This window comes from Herbaspirillum sp. WGmk3, assembly GCF_023952535.1.
GTDB classification, from domain to species: domain Bacteria; phylum Pseudomonadota; class Gammaproteobacteria; order Burkholderiales; family Burkholderiaceae_D; genus Herbaspirillum; species Herbaspirillum huttiense.
In genome coordinates, this window is sequence record NZ_JAKYWT010000005.1 from 69,072 (window position 1) to 85,027 (window position 15,956).

Annotated in this window: 12 protein-coding genes; 5 read left to right on the top strand and 7 right to left on the bottom strand. The window is 64.2% G+C overall.

The genetic code is table 11. The annotated features are described in order from the left end of the window. Nucleotides 1-93: 93 nt before the first annotated feature. Nucleotides 94-744, bottom strand: coding sequence for a TetR/AcrR family transcriptional regulator (locus MKD49_RS18870; RefSeq protein ID WP_051057342.1), 651 nt, complete (start codon nt 742-744; stop codon nt 94-96). Between the two features lie 220 nt (nt 745-964). On the opposite strand from MKD49_RS18870, the gene MKD49_RS18875 reads away from it, so the two are divergent. Genes MKD49_RS18875 through MKD49_RS18885 form a run of 3 tightly spaced genes read left to right on the top strand, consistent with a single transcriptional unit; the run spans nt 965 to nt 6,665 of the window. Then, nucleotides 965-2,050 carry an efflux RND transporter periplasmic adaptor subunit gene (locus MKD49_RS18875; RefSeq protein WP_252697292.1) on the top strand — a complete coding sequence of 362 codons (1,086 nt, stop codon included), beginning with the start codon at nt 965-967 and terminating at the stop codon, nt 2,048-2,050. Then, a complete protein-coding gene (locus MKD49_RS18880) occupies nt 2,047-5,190 on the top strand; it encodes an efflux RND transporter permease subunit (protein ID WP_252697069.1) in 3,144 nt (1,047 codons plus the stop codon). The genes MKD49_RS18875 and MKD49_RS18880 overlap by 4 nt, the downstream gene beginning before the upstream one ends. Beyond that, complete coding sequence (locus MKD49_RS18885; protein ID WP_252697070.1) at nt 5,190-6,665, top strand: efflux transporter outer membrane subunit; 1,476 nt, start codon at nt 5,190-5,192, stop codon at nt 6,663-6,665. The genes MKD49_RS18880 and MKD49_RS18885 overlap by 1 nt, the downstream gene beginning before the upstream one ends. Before the next feature lie 12 nt (nt 6,666-6,677). Here the strand turns inward: MKD49_RS18885 and MKD49_RS18890 are convergent, their stop codons facing one another. Beyond that, complete coding sequence (locus tag MKD49_RS18890; RefSeq protein WP_158601263.1) at nt 6,678-6,824, bottom strand: hypothetical protein; 147 nt, start codon at nt 6,822-6,824, stop codon at nt 6,678-6,680. 245 nt (nt 6,825-7,069) lie between these two features. Between MKD49_RS18890 and MKD49_RS18895 the strand changes: the two genes are divergently transcribed. After that, nucleotides 7,070-7,909, top strand: a complete 840-nt coding sequence (locus tag MKD49_RS18895) for a hypothetical protein (protein ID WP_252697071.1) — start codon at nt 7,070-7,072, stop codon at nt 7,907-7,909. A 17-nt stretch (nt 7,910-7,926) separates the two neighbouring features. Here MKD49_RS18895 and MKD49_RS18900 read toward each other — a convergent pair whose 3' ends face one another. From MKD49_RS18900 to MKD49_RS18920, 5 genes are all read right to left on the bottom strand, one after another. Next, nucleotides 7,927-8,778, bottom strand: coding sequence for a carbohydrate ABC transporter permease (locus MKD49_RS18900; RefSeq protein WP_039789561.1), 852 nt, complete (start codon nt 8,776-8,778; stop codon nt 7,927-7,929). A gap of 54 nt (nt 8,779-8,832) precedes the next feature. Beyond that, nucleotides 8,833-9,756, bottom strand: a complete 924-nt coding sequence (locus MKD49_RS18905) for a carbohydrate ABC transporter permease (RefSeq protein ID WP_034331164.1) — start codon at nt 9,754-9,756, stop codon at nt 8,833-8,835. Nucleotides 9,757-9,859: 103 nt separating this feature from the next. Further along, complete coding sequence (locus MKD49_RS18910; RefSeq protein WP_051057388.1) at nt 9,860-11,107, bottom strand: ABC transporter substrate-binding protein; 1,248 nt, start codon at nt 11,105-11,107, stop codon at nt 9,860-9,862. Nucleotides 11,108-11,327: 220 nt separating this feature from the next. After that, nucleotides 11,328-13,304, bottom strand: coding sequence for a beta-galactosidase (locus tag MKD49_RS18915; protein WP_252697072.1), 1,977 nt, complete (start codon nt 13,302-13,304; stop codon nt 11,328-11,330). A 61-nt stretch (nt 13,305-13,365) separates the two neighbouring features. Beyond that, nucleotides 13,366-14,511: an ABC transporter ATP-binding protein gene (locus tag MKD49_RS18920; RefSeq protein ID WP_252697073.1), complete on the bottom strand. Its 1,146-nt coding sequence runs from the start codon at nt 14,509-14,511 to the stop codon at nt 13,366-13,368. A gap of 417 nt (nt 14,512-14,928) precedes the next feature. On the opposite strand from MKD49_RS18920, the gene MKD49_RS18925 reads away from it, so the two are divergent. Continuing rightward, nucleotides 14,929-15,951: a LacI family DNA-binding transcriptional regulator gene (locus tag MKD49_RS18925; protein ID WP_252697074.1), complete on the top strand. Its 1,023-nt coding sequence runs from the start codon at nt 14,929-14,931 to the stop codon at nt 15,949-15,951. Nucleotides 15,952-15,956: the final 5 nt, after the last annotated feature.

Here is a 15,956-nt window from a genome sequence, read left to right on the forward strand (position 1 = left end):
AGCAAGCGCCAGTGCGCGCAGCCTCCGGGCTGCAGGATGCAGCCTGCCAACAACACGAGCAGGGGAAGTCATACCAGTTGTTGCAGCGATTTCTCAGGCAGCAGGACTTGCAACCACTGCTGCACCGGGTGCGGCAATCGCAATGGACGCCTTGAGGAACCACGCCAGCACCGATTCGGCGGTCTTGCCATCGACGATGTGCGGTACGCAGCGATAGGAAAAACTCACGCCCTCGCACAAGGCCATCAGCCCGATGGCGATCTCGCGCGGCGGCGCGGCCGGGGCGGTGCCGGTCAGGCGGCAGTAGGCTTCGACGAAGCGGGTGATCTGGCCGTAGCGCTGCTCCAGGAAGGTATCGAGCTGGGCGCGGAATTTTTCGTCGCGCAAGGCGATGATGCGCGCTTCCATCCACAGCAGGCTGCATTTGTCATCGCGGTACAGCGCCGAGTACTGCACTGCCAGCGCGTCGCGCAGGGCATCGGGGTCGGTCAGTTCGCCACCGAGGATGCGCTCGAAACCACGGTCGATGCTCTCGCCTTCACGGCGCAGCAGCTCGAAGAACAGTTGCTCCTTGTCATCGAAGTTGGAGTAGAAGGCCCCGCGCGAGTATCCGGCGGCGGTGCTGATATCCTCCACGCTGGCCTGCGCGTATCCCTTCTGCATGAACACCGCGTGCGCCGCCTCCAGCAGACGTTCCCGGGTCTGCTCACGGCTTTGCTCGCGGCTGAGTCGTTGGCGTGTCATGGGGCTGGATTCTAACACTGTTGTATTCGGATACAGGATTGCATTTGAATTCATATGTGCATTAGAATCGCTGAACTTTTGTAAAGATGCGGAACGCGCCGCGGTCCGACACCTGACACCACCCTTTCCCGAAAGGAATGCTGTGAAGCCAGTCTCCCGTCCGTGTTCCGGCCGTCTTTCCACGTCTCTTTCGGCCCCTCGCCGCGTCCCGCTGGCGCGCATGGCGCTGCTGGCGATTCCCTTCGCGTTGTTGCTCTCGGCCTGCAGCAAGCCGGCCCCCGTCGCCGACGCCCCGCGTGAAGTGGTGGTGCTGCAGGCGCAGGAACGCGGCAGCACGCGGCCGCTGCACCTGCCGGCCGAAGTGCAGTCGCGCTATGTAACCTCGCTCTCCTTCCGCGTGGCGGGCCAGTTGGTGGAACGCCGCGTGCATCTGGGTGACGCCGTGCGCAAGGGCCAGGTGCTGGCGCGTCTCGATCCCTCGGACGCCGATCAGAATGCTGCCTCGGCGCGCGCCGAACTGGCCTCCGCCCGCCAGCATCTGGATGCAGCGGAGAAACAGTTGCAGCGTGACACGGCACAAGCCGCCGAACAGCTCATCAGCGCCCAGCAACTGGAGCAGAGCCAGGATGCGCATGCCGCCGCGCTGTCGCAATTCAAGGCTGCGCAGGCCCGTGCCTCGGTGGCCGGCAACCAGCGCGACTACACCACCCTAGTAGCCCAGCATGATGGGGTCATCAGCGCCGAGCAGGCCAATACCGGTGACGTCTTGAGTGCTGGCCAGCCGGTTTATTCGCTGGCCTGGTCGGGCGCAGTGGACGTGGTCACCGACGTGGCGGACCGCCAGTTGGCCGGCCTGCAGCCCGGTGCCGCCGCCGAGGTCACGCTGGCGGCCCTGCCCGGCAAGAGCTACAAGGGCCGCGTGCGTGAGGTCAGCCCGGCGGCCGATCCGCAAAGCCGCACCTTCCGCATCAAGGTCACGCTGGAACAGCCGGACGCCAGCGTGCGCCTCGGCATGACCGGTGAAGTGAAGATCACACCGGCCGATACGGCGCAGGTCCAGGTGCTGCTGCTCCCGGCGACTGCCCTGTTCCATCAAGGCGGCAAGCCTGCGGTATGGATCGTGGGCAACGAGGGCAAGCTGGAATTGCGTCCGGTCACCGTCGCGGCCTACGGCGAGCGCAGCATCTCGCTCTCGCAAGGCGTGGCCACACAGGACAAGGTGGTGGTGCAGGGCGTGCATACCCTCACCGCGGGTGAGAAGGTCAAGCCGGTCGCCCCGCTGCACGCCGAGGACTTCGCCCTATGAGCGCGCCTGGCCGTTTCAATCTTTCCGCCTGGACCCTGCAGCACCAGGCGCTGGTGACCTTCATCCTGGCGCTGGTGACGCTGCTGGGCATCGGTTCCTACTCGCGCCTGTCCCAATCGGAAGACCCGCCCTTCACCTTCAAGGTGATGGTGATCCAGACCGACTGGCCCGGTGCCACCGCGCGCCAGGTGCAGGAGCAGATTACCGACCGCATCGCCCGCAAGCTGCAGGAGACGCCCGATGTGGATTTCCTGCGCAGCTATTCGCGCGCAGGGCAGTCGCAGCTCTTCTTCACCATCAAGGACACGGCCCCGGCCTCGCAGGTACCGCAGACCTGGTACCAGGTGCGCAAGAAAGTCGGCGACGTTGCGGCGACCTTGCCACAGGGCGTCAGGGGCCCTTACTTCAATGACGAGTTCGGGGACGTCTACACCAACATCTACGCCCTGGCCGGCGATGGCTTCACGCCTGCGCAGCTGCGCGACTATGCCGACCAGCTGCGCGGCGAACTGCTGCATGTGCCGGGCGTGGCCAAGATCGATTACTTCGGCGAGCGCCAGGAGCGCATCTACATCGACATCGGCAACACCCGCATGACGCGCCTGGGCATCAGCCCGCAGCAACTGGCCGACGCCATCGGCGGGCAGAATGCGGTGGTGCCGGGCGGCCTCATCACCACCAGCAGTGACCGCGTCTACGTGCGTCCCACCGGCCAGTTCGACAACCTGCGCGCGCTGGAAGACAAGATCATCCACGTCAACAACCGCAACTTCCGCCTGGGCGACATCGCCACCATCACGCGCGGCTACGACGAACCGCAGGAACAGGAGATGCGCGCCAATGGCCAGCCGGTGCTGGGCATCGGCGTGACCATGCAGCCGGGCGGCGACGTGATCCGCCTGGGCAAGGCGCTGGACGAGCGAACTGAACAATTGCGCAAGCGCCTGCCTGCCGGGCTCACGCTGACGGCAGTGTCGAGCATGCCGCATGCGGTGGAAAAATCGGTAGATGACTTTTTGGAAGCCGTGGCCGAAGCGGTCGCCATCGTGCTGGTGGTGAGCCTGGTATCGCTGGGCATCCGCACCGGCATGGTGGTGGTCATCTCGATTCCCATCGTGCTGGCGGTGACGTCGCTGTTCATGTACCTGTTCGACATCGGCCTGCACAAGGTTTCCTTGGGCACGCTGGTGCTGGCGCTGGGTTTGTTGGTGGATGACGCCATCATCGCCGTCGAGATGATGGCGGTGAAACTGGAACAGGGCTGGAACCGCCGCCGCGCCGCGGCCTTCGCCTACACCAGCACGGCCTTCCCGATGCTGACCGGCACTCTGGTGACGGTGGCCGGCTTCCTGCCGATTGCGCTGGCCAAGTCGGGGACCGGCGAATACACGCGATCCATCTTCGAGGTCTCGGCCATTGCACTGCTGTTGTCCTGGCTGGCGGCGGTGGTGCTCATTCCGCTGCTGGGCTATCACATGCTCAAGGAAAAGCCGGGCGCGCTCACCGATGAACAGATCGCTGCCAATCCGCATGCCGGCCATGATGAGGAAGACCACGATCACCCCATCTACCAGACCCGCATCTACACCTGGCTGCGCCGTTCGGTGGCCTGGTGCGTGGCCTTCCGCGGCCGCGTGGTGATCGCCACCACGGTGCTCTTCATCGCTTCCCTGGCGGCCTTTGCGCTGGTGCCGCAGCAATTCTTCCCCAGCTCCGACCGCCCTGAATTGCTGATCGACCTGCACCTGCCGGAGCGCGCCTCCTTCGAAGCCACCCAGCGCGAGGCAGTGCGCATGGAAGCGCTGCTCAAGGATCGCCCGCAGATCGACCACGTGGTCAGTTTCGTCGGGGTCGGTGCGCCGCGCTTCTACCTGCCGCTGGACCAGCAACTGGCCAGTCCCAATTTTGCGCAATTCGTGGTCACAGCCAAGTCGGTGGAAGATCGCGAGGCCTTGGCCCGCGCGCTGGAAGAGCCGCTGCGCAAGCAGTTCAGCGGCGCACGCACGCGCATGACCCGACTGGAGAACGGCCCGCCGGTGGGCTTCCCGGTGCAGTTCCGCATCAGTGGCGAACAGATTCCCAAGGTGCGTGCCATCGCCGAACAGGTGGCGGCTGAATTGCGCAAGGAGAGCCGCGCCACCAATATCCAGTTCGACTGGGATGAACCGGCCCAGCGTTCGGTGTCCTTCGAGATCGACCAGAAGCGTGCCGGGGAACTGGGGTTGAGCAGCCAGCAGATTGCCAATTTCCTGGCGATGCAATTGTCGGGCTTCACGGTGACGCAATACCGCGAACGCGACAAACTCATCGGCGTCGACCTGCGGGCCCCGCGCAGCGAGCGGGTTGATCCGTCGCGCCTGGCCACCTTGTCCATGCCGACCGCCAACGGCCCGGTGCCGCTGGCCGCGCTCGGCCAGTTCCACAATACGCTGGAATACGGCGTGATCTGGGAGCGTGATCGCCAACCGACGATCACCGTATTGGCTGACGTGCGCGCCGGCGTGCAGGGTATCGATGTCACCAATGACGTCAACCGCAAGCTTGATGCGCTGCGTGGCGAACTGCCGGTGGGCTATCGCATCGACGTCGGCGGACCCGTGGAAGAGAATGCCAAAGCGCAATCCTCAATCTCGGCGCAGATGCCGCTGATGATCATTGCCGTGCTGCTGTTGCTGATGGTGCAGTTGCAGAGTTTCGGCCGCACCCTGATGGTGGTCATGACCGCACCGCTGGGGTTGATTGGCGTGGTGGGCGCACTGCTGCTGTTCGGCCAGCCCTTCGGCTTCGTCGCCATGCTGGGTACCATCGCCATGCTGGGCATCATCATGCGCAACTCGGTGATCCTGGTGGACCAGATCGAGCAGGACATCGCCGCAGGACGTGGCCGCTTCGATGCCATCGTCGGTGCCACCGTGCGCCGCTTCCGTCCGATCACGCTGACGGCGGCGGCGGCCGTGCTGGCGCTGATTCCGCTGTTGCGCAGCAACTTCTTCGGTCCGATGGCCACTGCCCTGATGGGCGGTATCACCATCGCCACCATCCTGACCATGTTCTACCTGCCGGCGCTGTATGCGCTGTGCTACCGGGTCAAGCCGGATGAAACCCATCACCGCGACCACGCCGCGCAAGGGAGCCACTGATGAGCGCCGTTCGTTTGATGTTTGCCCCGCATGCGCGCCCTCTGGCGCTGGCCGCGGCACTGCTGCTGTCGGGTTGCGCGCTGGGCCCGACCGGCGAAGCACCGGCCGTGCCGCAACCGGTCCACTACGCCGCCGAGGCCACCCCGGCCACGCTGGGTCCGCAGGAGGCGCGCCAGACCTTCGTACTGGGCCAGCGCAGCGTGCCGCAATGGTGGCGCGCCTTTGGTTCGGCGGATTTGTCCGCCTGGGTCGAGGAGGCGCTGCGCAGCAATCATTCGCTGGCCGAAGCGGACCGCAACCTGGCCAGTGCACGCCTGCAATTGCGTGCGCAGATCGATGAATCGCTGTGGCCGACCATCGACGCAGTCGGCCAGGCCCAGCGCCAGCGTGCCCTGGGTCTGCCCAATCTTGGCCCGACCACCAACCTGTACAACGTCTTCGCCGGCCAGATCCGCGCCAGCTATACCTTCGACCTGTTCGGCGTGGAGCGCTTCGCCAACTCGGCGCTGGCCGCCCAGGTCGATGCCCAGTCCTACCAGTTCGATGCGGCACGCCGCGCGGTAGCGGCCAACGTGGTCATCACGGCCATCAATGCCGCCTCCCTGCGCGCGCAGGTGGCCGACACCGAGCGCCTGGTGGCGCTGGCCGATGCCGACGTGGACGAATTGCAGCGGCGTCTTGCGCTCGGTGCCGTCTCCAATGACGATGTCCTGTCCGCGCGCGCCAATGCGCAATCGCTGCGCGCCAGCCTGCCCGCCCTGAAAGCGCAATGGCAGGGCGCACGTCACGCGCTGGCGGTACTGATGGGCCGCACGCCGGATGCCGCACCGGCCGATCTCGACATCACGCGCCTGAAGCTGCCCGAGCAGGTGCCGATGACGGTACCTTCCGAATTGCTGAAACAGCGCCCCGACATTCTCGCGGCCGATGCCGCATTGAAGGTGGCGGCCGCACAGCAGGCGCTGGCGACAGCGGAGATGTTCCCCAGCCTGTCCATCAGCGCATCGTTCGGCCAGTCCGGTTTCTCCTGGGCCAAGGCCACCAGCGGTGCGGGAGCCGTGTGGGGTCTGGGCGCATCGCTGACGCAGCCGCTGTTCCATGGCGGTGCCCTGCGCGCCAAGCGCGATGCCAGCAAGGAAGCCTACCTCGCAGCCGAGGCGCATTATCGCCAGACCGTGTTGAATGCTTTCCAGAACGTGGCCGATAGTCTGGTGGCCTTGACGCAGGATGCCGACGCCTTGCAGGCCTCGGCGGCGGCACGCGCGGCCACCGAGCAGGGCTGGCGCAATGCGCAGCGGCGCGCGCAACTGGGCGCTTATCCGGCCAGTGCAGCGCGGGCCGGCGAACGCCAGTATCTCAATGCGAAGCTGGGCGAAATTCGCGCAACTGCCAGCCGCATGAACGATACGGCCACGCTGTATCAAGCCATGGGCGTAGGGCTGGACGCGCCCCGACAGCAGGCGGCCCAGCCCTGAGGATCGCGCAGTTCAGCCACCGGTGTACTGGTGGAACAGGTGGCTGAACAGCCGCGTCAGGTCCTTGAACAGCATCGCCCCGCCGCGTCCGGCGTGGGCCTCGACAGTCATGCTCAACATGCCGATGAATACGGCCAGGCGCAGGGTGGTGGTATGCATGATGTTCTCCTTGGGTTGCGGTGTCGATGGAGACATCGTGCGCCGCTGTCATCACGGCCGTATGTCAAAAAGCCACGCGCGTATTTCAGCTGAAATATTTTCTTTTTCCTGTCAGTGATTCGTCAGTCACGCGACGCGCAGCTCGGCTATATTCTCGCTGGATGGCAGGCCTGAGGCCCGCCATCGAGGGATGCGGCAACGATAACGACAACACGCGCGGGCGCGCAAGGAACATCGGGGATTTCATGTTGAGAATGCTGGTATGCATGGCAGCCTTGCTGCTGAGCGGTTGTGCCTCCATCACGGGCACGCAGACGCAACCCGTTTCGGTTCAGGCCACGCAGGGCAACCAGATCATTTCCGGGGCCAGTTGCACCCTGACCAACGATGCTGGTCAATGGTTTGTCAAAACACCCGGCAGCGTGACGATCAAGAAGAGCACTGCCGACCTGATGGTCGAATGCGCCAAAGATGGCGTGGTCGGACAACAGAAAGCAGTCTCCCGTGCCAATACCAACGTCTGGGGCAATGTGCTTGCAGGCGGGTTGATCGGCTATGCCATCGACCGCAATAGCGGTGCCGGTTTCGATTACCCTGATTCCATCACCGTGATTCTTGGTGGCAAGCTGGGAGTGCTGCCCTCTGCCGGTATCGCCGGGGGCACGGCCAGCTCGGAGCCGAGCCCGCCGGACGGTCGCTGGCGCGCTGTCATGTCCTGCGATGCCAATCGCTTCAACAAGGATTCACAGCCCTTCCAGGCCAATTTCAATGCCCAGGTGGACGGCAACCGCGTGATCATCAAGCGGCGCACCAAGCTCGCCGAAGAAGTCATGTCCGGCACCATCTCCGGCGAATCCCTGAGCCTGGCCGGGATGGGTTACCGGCTGGAGAACCCGGCCAATTCGTGGACCTTCAAGATCGATGGCGTCTTCATGGGCAACGGCAAGATCTACAACGGCAAAGGCGCGCAGCTGGCCAAGAATGGCACGACTGCACGCCTTTGCACGGTACTCATGATCCACACCGATGTGCCGCCCCCGGTACCAGCGCAACCGCCCGAGGCGGGCGTCGCGGCCCTGCAGTAAGCCCGGGCCGCGATCCTTCAGCCCTTGCTGGCCCCGAAGGTCAGCCCGGCCACGAATTGCTTCTGCATCACGAAGAACAGGATCACCGAAGGCAGCGCTGCCAGGATGGAACCGGCCGAGACCAGGTTCCAGGCCGTGGTCCATTGTCCGCGCAGCGCCGCCACGCCCACGGTGATGGGCGCCACGTCATCGCCCTGGGTCAGCACCAGCGCCCAGAAGTAATCATTCCACACGAAGGTGAATACCAGCACGGCCAGCGCGGCCAGCGCCGGGCGAATCAGCGGCAGCACGATGCGATAGAACACGGTCCACTCGCTGGCCCCTTCGATGCGCGCCGCCTCGATCATCTCGAAGGGCAGCTGCTTGATGAAATTGCGCAGGAACAAGGTGCAGAATCCGGTCTGCATGGCGATATGGAACAGCATCATCCCGGTGATGGTGTTGAACAGGCCCAGCGACAGCGACAGGTCGCGCACCGGAATCATCAGGATCTGCTGCGGCACGAAGTTGCAGGCCACGAAGGTGGCGAACAGCACCGTGTTGCCACGAAACTGGTAAGTGGACAGCGCAAAGCCGGCCATGGCCGCCAGCGAAATCGCGCCGATCACCGAGGGAATGGTGATGAGGCAGCTGTTCCAGAAGTAATGCAGCATGGGCGAGGCGGTCAGCGCCTCGCGGTAATTCTCCAGCATGGCGAAGTCCTGCGGCCAGCCCCAGTAGTTGCCGGCCATCAGTTCATCGTTGGAGCGGATCGAGGTGACCAGCGCGGTCAGCATCGGCAGCAGCCAGATCAGCAGCGCCACCGGCAGCGAAGCCCGGTAGAGCGCGCGGTTGATCGGCTTCCATTTTTCTATCGGCATGGGGAACATGGCGATCTCTCTTTTCTCTTGAACGTTGGGCGATGGACGTGCGGCGACGGATGATCAGCGTTCGTCGCGCAGCATGCGGCGCAGTTGATAGATGATGTAGACCAGCATGATGGCAAACAGCGTCACCGCCACGGCCGCCGAATATCCCTGGCGGTAATACTTGATGGCCTGGTCATAGGCGTAATACGCCAGCACGGTGGAGCTTTCGTAAGGACCGCCGCTGGTCATCACCGAGATCAGGTCGAAGCTGCGCAGCGCGCCGATGATGCTGACCACGAAGGCCATGAAGGTGGTTGAACGCAATTGCGGCAGGATCACGTAGCGCAGCATGCTCCAGCCCTTGGCCCCTTCCATGCGGGCGGCTTCCACCTGGTCATGGTTCAGGGCGGTCAGGCCGGTGAGGAACAGGATCATGCAATACGCGGTCTGCGGCCACAGGGCGGCGAAGATGATACCGAAGGTGGCATAGCGCGCATCGCCCAGCACCGGCACGCCCTGGCCCAGGATCAGCGAGAGCAGGCCAAAGCTGGGGTCATAGAACCAGCTGTAGATCAGCCCGACCACCACGCCCGAGAGCACGAAGGGCGCGAAGAACAGCGACTTCACCACGCGCATGCCGGCCACCTTCTGGTTCAGGTAGAGCGCGATGGCCAAGCCCATGGGCGGGGCCAGCAGGAACATGAGCAGCCACAGCACGTTGTTCTTCAAGGCCGTGTAGAAGGTCGGCGCATGGAACAGTTCGATGTAGTTGGCCAGGCCCACATACTTGGGAGCGGTCATGCCATCCCAGCTGAAGAAGCTGAGATAGATCGTATAGAGAATCGGGTACAGCACGTAGACCAGCGTCATCACGCAGGCCGGCGCCAGGAACCAGAAGGCGGCGCGATTGCGGCGGGCGGCACTGCGCTGCGGGCCGGAGACCGGCGTGGCAGCAGGTTGGGTCGCAGGCGGCTGCGCGGCGGATGTGGGCGCTAGCATGGCGGGGTCTCCTTCTTTTTCTGCGGGCCATTCCGCTGCTGCACGGGGCAGGCGGCATGGCCCGGATGGACTGCCTGGACCAGCCAGGCATCAACAACGACGATCAGGACTTCTTGTAGATACGCTTGCGGCTTTGTTCCAGCTCGTTGAGCACGTCATCGATTTTGGTCGGATCGCTGACGAACTTCTGCATGCCCTTCATGCCTTCATCGGCCATTTCCTTGGTCATGTCGCGATCATAGAACTGCGAGATGCCGCCCTTGGCGTTGGAGAGGATCTCGAAGCCGATGCGCGAGATCGGATCGGCCGGGGCCGGCGACTTGCTGTTGGCCGGCAGCGAACCCAGGCCATCGGCCAGCTTGGCGCTGATGGCCGGCGTGCCGACGAAGGCGATGAAGCGGCGTGCATCGGTCTTGTTGCGGGCCTTGGCCGGGATGTGGATGGATTCGGTCGGACCTTCTTCGGCGGTCGGTACATTGGCATCGATGATGGGGAACTGGAAGTAACCCATCTCCGGTGCCAGCTTGGCCGGGAAGCCCTTGGCGATGAAGGTGCCCATCAGCATCATGGCGGCCTTGCCCTGGAACAGGAAGGGCTGGGCGCCATCCAGGTCATAGGACAGCGCATTGTCGATGAAATACTTGTTGTCGATCAGGCTCTTCCAGGCGGTGTAGACCTTCTTGACGCGCGGGTCGGTGTAGGCGACGTCGCCGGCCATCAACTGCTGGTGGAAGGCGTTGCCGTTGATGCGCAGGTCGAGGTAATCGAACCAGCCGGCCAGGGTCCAGGCGTCACGGCCACCCACGGCGATGGGGGCGATGCCGGCGGCCTTCAACTTCTTGCAGGCCTCCAGGAATTCATCCCAGCTCTTGGGTTCGGCAGCGATGCCGACCTTCTTGAACAGGTCCTTGCGATAGAACATGCCCCACGAGTAATACACGGTCGGTGCCGAGTATTGCTTGCCCTGCCAGGACGAGGCTTCCTTGGTAGAGGCGTAGGTGCTGTCCCAGCCGTTCTTCTTCCAGTCTTCGCTCAGGTCTTCCAGCAGGCCGCGGCTGGCGTAGAAGGCCATGCGTTCGCCGTTGTGCCAGTTGATGATGTCCGGGGCCTGGGTCGAGAGCCAGCCCGGCAGTTGCACCTTGTAGGCTTCTTCCTCGATGAAGGAGACCTTGACGTCGACGTCCGGGTTGGCCTTCTTGAATTCATCGACCGTGGATTGCCACACGGTGCGCTGCACGGCGCCCTTGTAGGCGATGTTGACGGCCAGCGTGCCGGCCAGGGCGGCGGCGCTCCAGGCGGCGGAGGCGGCCAGGCAGCCGGCGATCACGGTCATGCGCATCATTTTCTTCATTGTTGTCTCCGAATGTTTGGTTCAGACAGTTGAAACCATTCAAACCGCTAAACAGTTTATAAAATTTATAAAGTTTAAAAAGTCTTGAAGTTCTAAAAAGTTGATACGGCGGTGTCGTGGATCTTCCAGATTTTTCCAGGATCCTGCAGGTTCTGTCGCCTGCTCGTGCACGGCTGCCGCAGCCGCCGTGCTGTCTTCCAGAGTGCGGCCGGCGTGTTGCTTATCCTTGCGGGTGCGGACGATAAATCGCCACGCCCTGCGGTTCCAGCGCCGCCTGTCCGACCAGGAACTGCGCGCCGTCGGCATGCGGCAGCGTGATCGGTGCGTCGCTGTAGTTGAAGGCGAACTGCAGGCCGCCGCGCTGCTGCAGGCGCAGGCCTTCCGGCAGACGTTGCGGAGCCAGTCCGGCGGCGCGCGCCACCTGCTCGAAGTAGCGCGTGGTCAGCCCGGCATCGAAGATGCCGGCCAGGTAGTGCGCACGTTCCTTCTGCACGATGGCCGGGTGGCCGTCACCGAAGGTGGCAATGGTTTGCAGGCCGTCGCCATCGGCTTCGATCAGGTCGCGCCAGTAGCGGGCCTGGCCTTCTTCCGTACCGAACCGTACTGTTTCGCTGACGTTGGGGCGCATCGATTCCACGCGCCATACGCGCATCGGCAACAACTGCTGCAGCGGGCCCGGCGGCAGGGTCGACGGAATCTGCAGCGATTTGGTCTTGGAGCCGCTGCGCGGACCGAACACCACCTGCGCGCCACTGTCTGCGATGCGGCCCGGCAGGTCGTCCGGCACGATGGGCAGCGGCGGCACCACGATCATGGCGTAGCCTTGCAGATCGGCGTTGAGCGGGACGATGTCCACATCCAGACCCAGCGAACGCAGGGTCGAGTAATAGTCGAAGGCGAAATGCGCATACTCGAAGTCGATACCCTGGAAGTGGATCTCGAAGAGCCACTTGGCATCGTAGTCGAACAGCAGCGCCACTTTGCCGCGCGGCTGGGCCAAGGCACCGCTGGCGTTTTCCACGGCGATGATTTCCTGGGCCACGCGTTCGGCTTCGGTGCCGCCCACGTCGAGACGATTGTCAGGACGGTTCAGCCCGGCGTGCAGTTGCTCCTGCGCGAACGGGCACTGGCGCCAGCGGAAGTAGGAGACGCAGCCGGCACCATGAGAGAAGGCTTCCCAGCTCCACAGGCGCACCATGCCCGGCAGCGGGGCGGGATTCCAGTGGGCCCAGTTCACCGGGCCGGGCTGCTGTTCCATCACCCAGAACGGCTGAGCCGACATGCCGCGATACAGGTCGTGGTTGAAGCTGGCGAAATCGGGATGGCCGGTGCGCAGCCAGCGGGCCTTCGTTTCGGCGTCGTACCACATCACTTCCAGCGCACCCAGCGGGTAGCTGTCCCAGGTGGCGACATCGAGGTCGGCCGCTACCGGATAATGATCGAACTCCAGGAACATCTGCATGAAGTTGTGCACCATCAGCCGGCCCGGCGAGAGCGGGCGCAGGATCTCGACCTGCATGCGGTTGTAGCGCACCACTTCGTCCGAGGCAAAGCGGCGATAGTCCAGGCGATGCGAGGGATGGGCCTCGGTGACGGTGCCGACGGGCGCATCGATCTCGTCGAAGCTGCGGTATTCCATGCTCCAGAACACGGTGCCCCAGGCGGTATTGAGCGCATCGATGCTGCCATAGCGCTGGCGCAGCCACTGGCGGAAGCGGCGCTGGGCCGAGGGCGAATAGCTGACCACGGTCTGGTGGCAGCCGTATTCGTTGTCCAGCTGCCAGGCGGTCACCGCCGGATGCTGGCCGTAGCGTTCGCCCAGCAGGCGCACGATGCGCTGCGATTCTTCGTAATACGAGTCCGAGGAAAAATCATAATGGCGGCGCGAACCGAAGGCGCGTTCGCGGCCGTTGGCGTCGACCGCCAGCACGTCATCGTGACGGTCGATGAGCCACTTGGGCGGGGTCGCGGTCGGGGTGCACATCACCACTTCCAGGCCGTGGCTGGCCAGCACCTCGATGGCGCGGTCCAGCCAGTCCCAGCGCAGGTCGCCGGGCGAGGGCTCGATGCGGCTCCAGGCGAATTCGCCGATGCGCACCTGCTTGATGCCGAGCGCCTTCATGCGCCGGGCATCGCTTTCCCACATGGCCTCGGGCCAATGTTCGGGGTAGTAACAGACTCCCAATCGTAACGACATGATCGTGGTTCCTTAGCGGTAGTGAAGCGTCAAGAGAAGAGGGCGCGTGCGCACTGCCTGTTCAGGCTGCGGCGGCCAGGCCCGGATGAACTTGTGTGCGCGCCAGTGCCACCCCGTCCGCATCGAACAGGTAGGCGCAGCTCGGCGCGACCGACACGCGCAGGCGCTCGCCGCGCGCGATGTGGGCATCGCCCGGGGCCTTGGCCACCAGCGGCTGGCCGGCCGGTTCGTCCAGATGCACATAGGTCTGCTCGCCCAGGCGCTCCACCAGCATCACTTCGCGGGTGATGCCGTACTGGCCCTGGCTGCCGATGTCCATGTGTTCGGGGCGCACGCCCAGGGTTACCGGCTGGCCCGGTTGCACCGGTCCCTTGGCTGCCACCAGCAGGGTTTCCTCGCTGTGCTGCAGGCGGATCAGGATGCCGTTCTCCTGCGCATTCACCACCTGCGCGGGCAGGAAGTTCATGCGCGGCGAACCGATGAAACCGGCCACGAAACGATTGCGCGGATGGTGATACAGCTCCATGGGCGCACCGACCTGGGCGATGCTGCCGAAGCGCTGGGTATCGGCGCCGGCATGCAGCAGCACGATGCGGTCGGCCAGGGTCATGGCCTCGACCTGGTCGTGCGTGACATAGATCACGCTGGCCTGTTCGAACTGGCGATGCAGGCGGGCGATCTCGATGCGGGTCTGGCTGCGCAGGGTGGCGTCGAGGTTGGAGAGCGGTTCGTCGAACAGGAACACGCCGGGACGGCGCACGATGGCGCGGCCGATGGCCACGCGCTGGCGCTGGCCGCCGGAGAGTTCCTTGGGCTTGCGCTGCAGCAGTTCTTCCAGCTGCAGGATGCGCGCCGCTTCGCGCACCTTCTGCTCGATCTCGGCCTTGGGCAGCTTGGCCAGGGTCAGACCGAAACTCATGTTTTCATACACCGTCATGTGCGGGAACAGCGCATAGCTCTGGAACACCATCGCTACCGAACGCTGCGCCGAAGGCACGTCATTGACGCGCTTGCCGCCGATGAAGAGATCGCCGCTGGTGAGATCTTCCAGCCCCGCGATGCTGCGCAGGAGCGTGGATTTGCCGCAGCCGGAGGGACCCAGGAAAACACAGAATTCATGTTCGCCAATGTCGAGATCGACATTGCGGATTACCGGCGGTGCGTCGCCGTAGGCTTTTTGTGCTGCACGCAAGCTGATGCTGGCCATCACGTTTTCCTAGCAGAAATGGATTGCAGGGCAGGGCGCCACGAGGCAGATGCGGCGTCAGGTTAAGCGCTTAATCAAGTGACCCAAAAAAAAGATCGCCTGAGTTTCCTGTATGCAATCGGGGGTTGTCTCCACGTCGTTGTTCTGAGCGTGTTGCCGTGTTGGGTTGGCAAATATTTTGGTCGATCATACCCATCTTGGATGGCCTCTGCAACAACAATCCTGTAACGAAAAACTGCCAGCTTTTTGTCAGGATTGCGTTCCTCTGAAGGAGTGGGGCGCGGGTGAACAATGCGTAAATCATTTCCGCAGCGGCTGCACGACGCGTCTTCAGTTTGAGCAGCGCGACCCGCGTGTGCGCGTTGACAAGCCCGTCATAAGCGGTTTGAATGCGAGGGCTTCCAACTCCATGCACCCATGACCACCTTATCCGAAGTTGCCCGTCTGGCCGGTGTCACCTCGGCCACAGTGTCCAACGTCTTGCGCCAGCGCGGCAAGGTCGGCGAGCAGACGCGCCAGCGCGTGCTGGAGGCGGTCGCCCAGCTCGGCTATCGTCCGCACCTGACCGCACGCGCCCTGGCTGAGGGGCGCGCGCCCACGCTGGCGCTGGTGGTCTCCAGCATCGCCAACCCTTTCTATCCGGAATTCGCTCTGGCGGCCGAGCGTGCGGCGCGCGAGCGCGGCCGCTTCCTGATCGTCTGCAATACCAACGACGATCCCGACACCGGCCGCGCCTACCTCGACCAGATCGCCGGAACGCTCTCCGACGGCGTGCTCATCATGAACGCCAACCTGCCCATGGACGAGCTCAAGAAGACCGAGCGGCGGGGTGCCCCGGTGGTGCTGTGCATGTGGGAGAAACCGGACGCCCCGCCCGAGCTGCCCTGCATCGCGGTGGATTTCTATGCGGCTGGCGCGACTGCCGCGCAGCACCTGCTGGGACTTGGCCATCGTCACATCGGTGCGCTGGTCGGCAGCAAGAAGAGCGGCATTCACGCGGAACGCTATCGCGGTTTTGTCGAGGCCTGTGCCGCTGCCGGCGTCAAGCACACCTTGCAGAGTGCGCGCTACATCGGTGATACGGTCGAGGCGGGGTATCAGGCCACCATCGCGCTGTTGCGCGAGGAGCCGCAGCTCACGGCCATCTTCGCCAGCAATGATCTGCCGGCCCTGGGTGCGATGAACGCCATCGCCGACCTGGGGATGAATGTGCCGCGCGATATCTCGGTGATCGGTATCACCGACATCCAGTGGGCGCGGGTCTCGCGTCCGGCGCTGACCACCGTGGCGGTGCCGACGGAAGAAGCGGCGCGCATGTCCATCGACCTGCTGCTGGCCTTGATCGAGGGCCGCAGTCCCTCGCCCGTGATGCGGGTGACGGCGACACCGCAGCTGGTGCAGCGTGCTTCCACGGCGGTGCCGCGCAAGCGCAAGGTGTGAGCGCG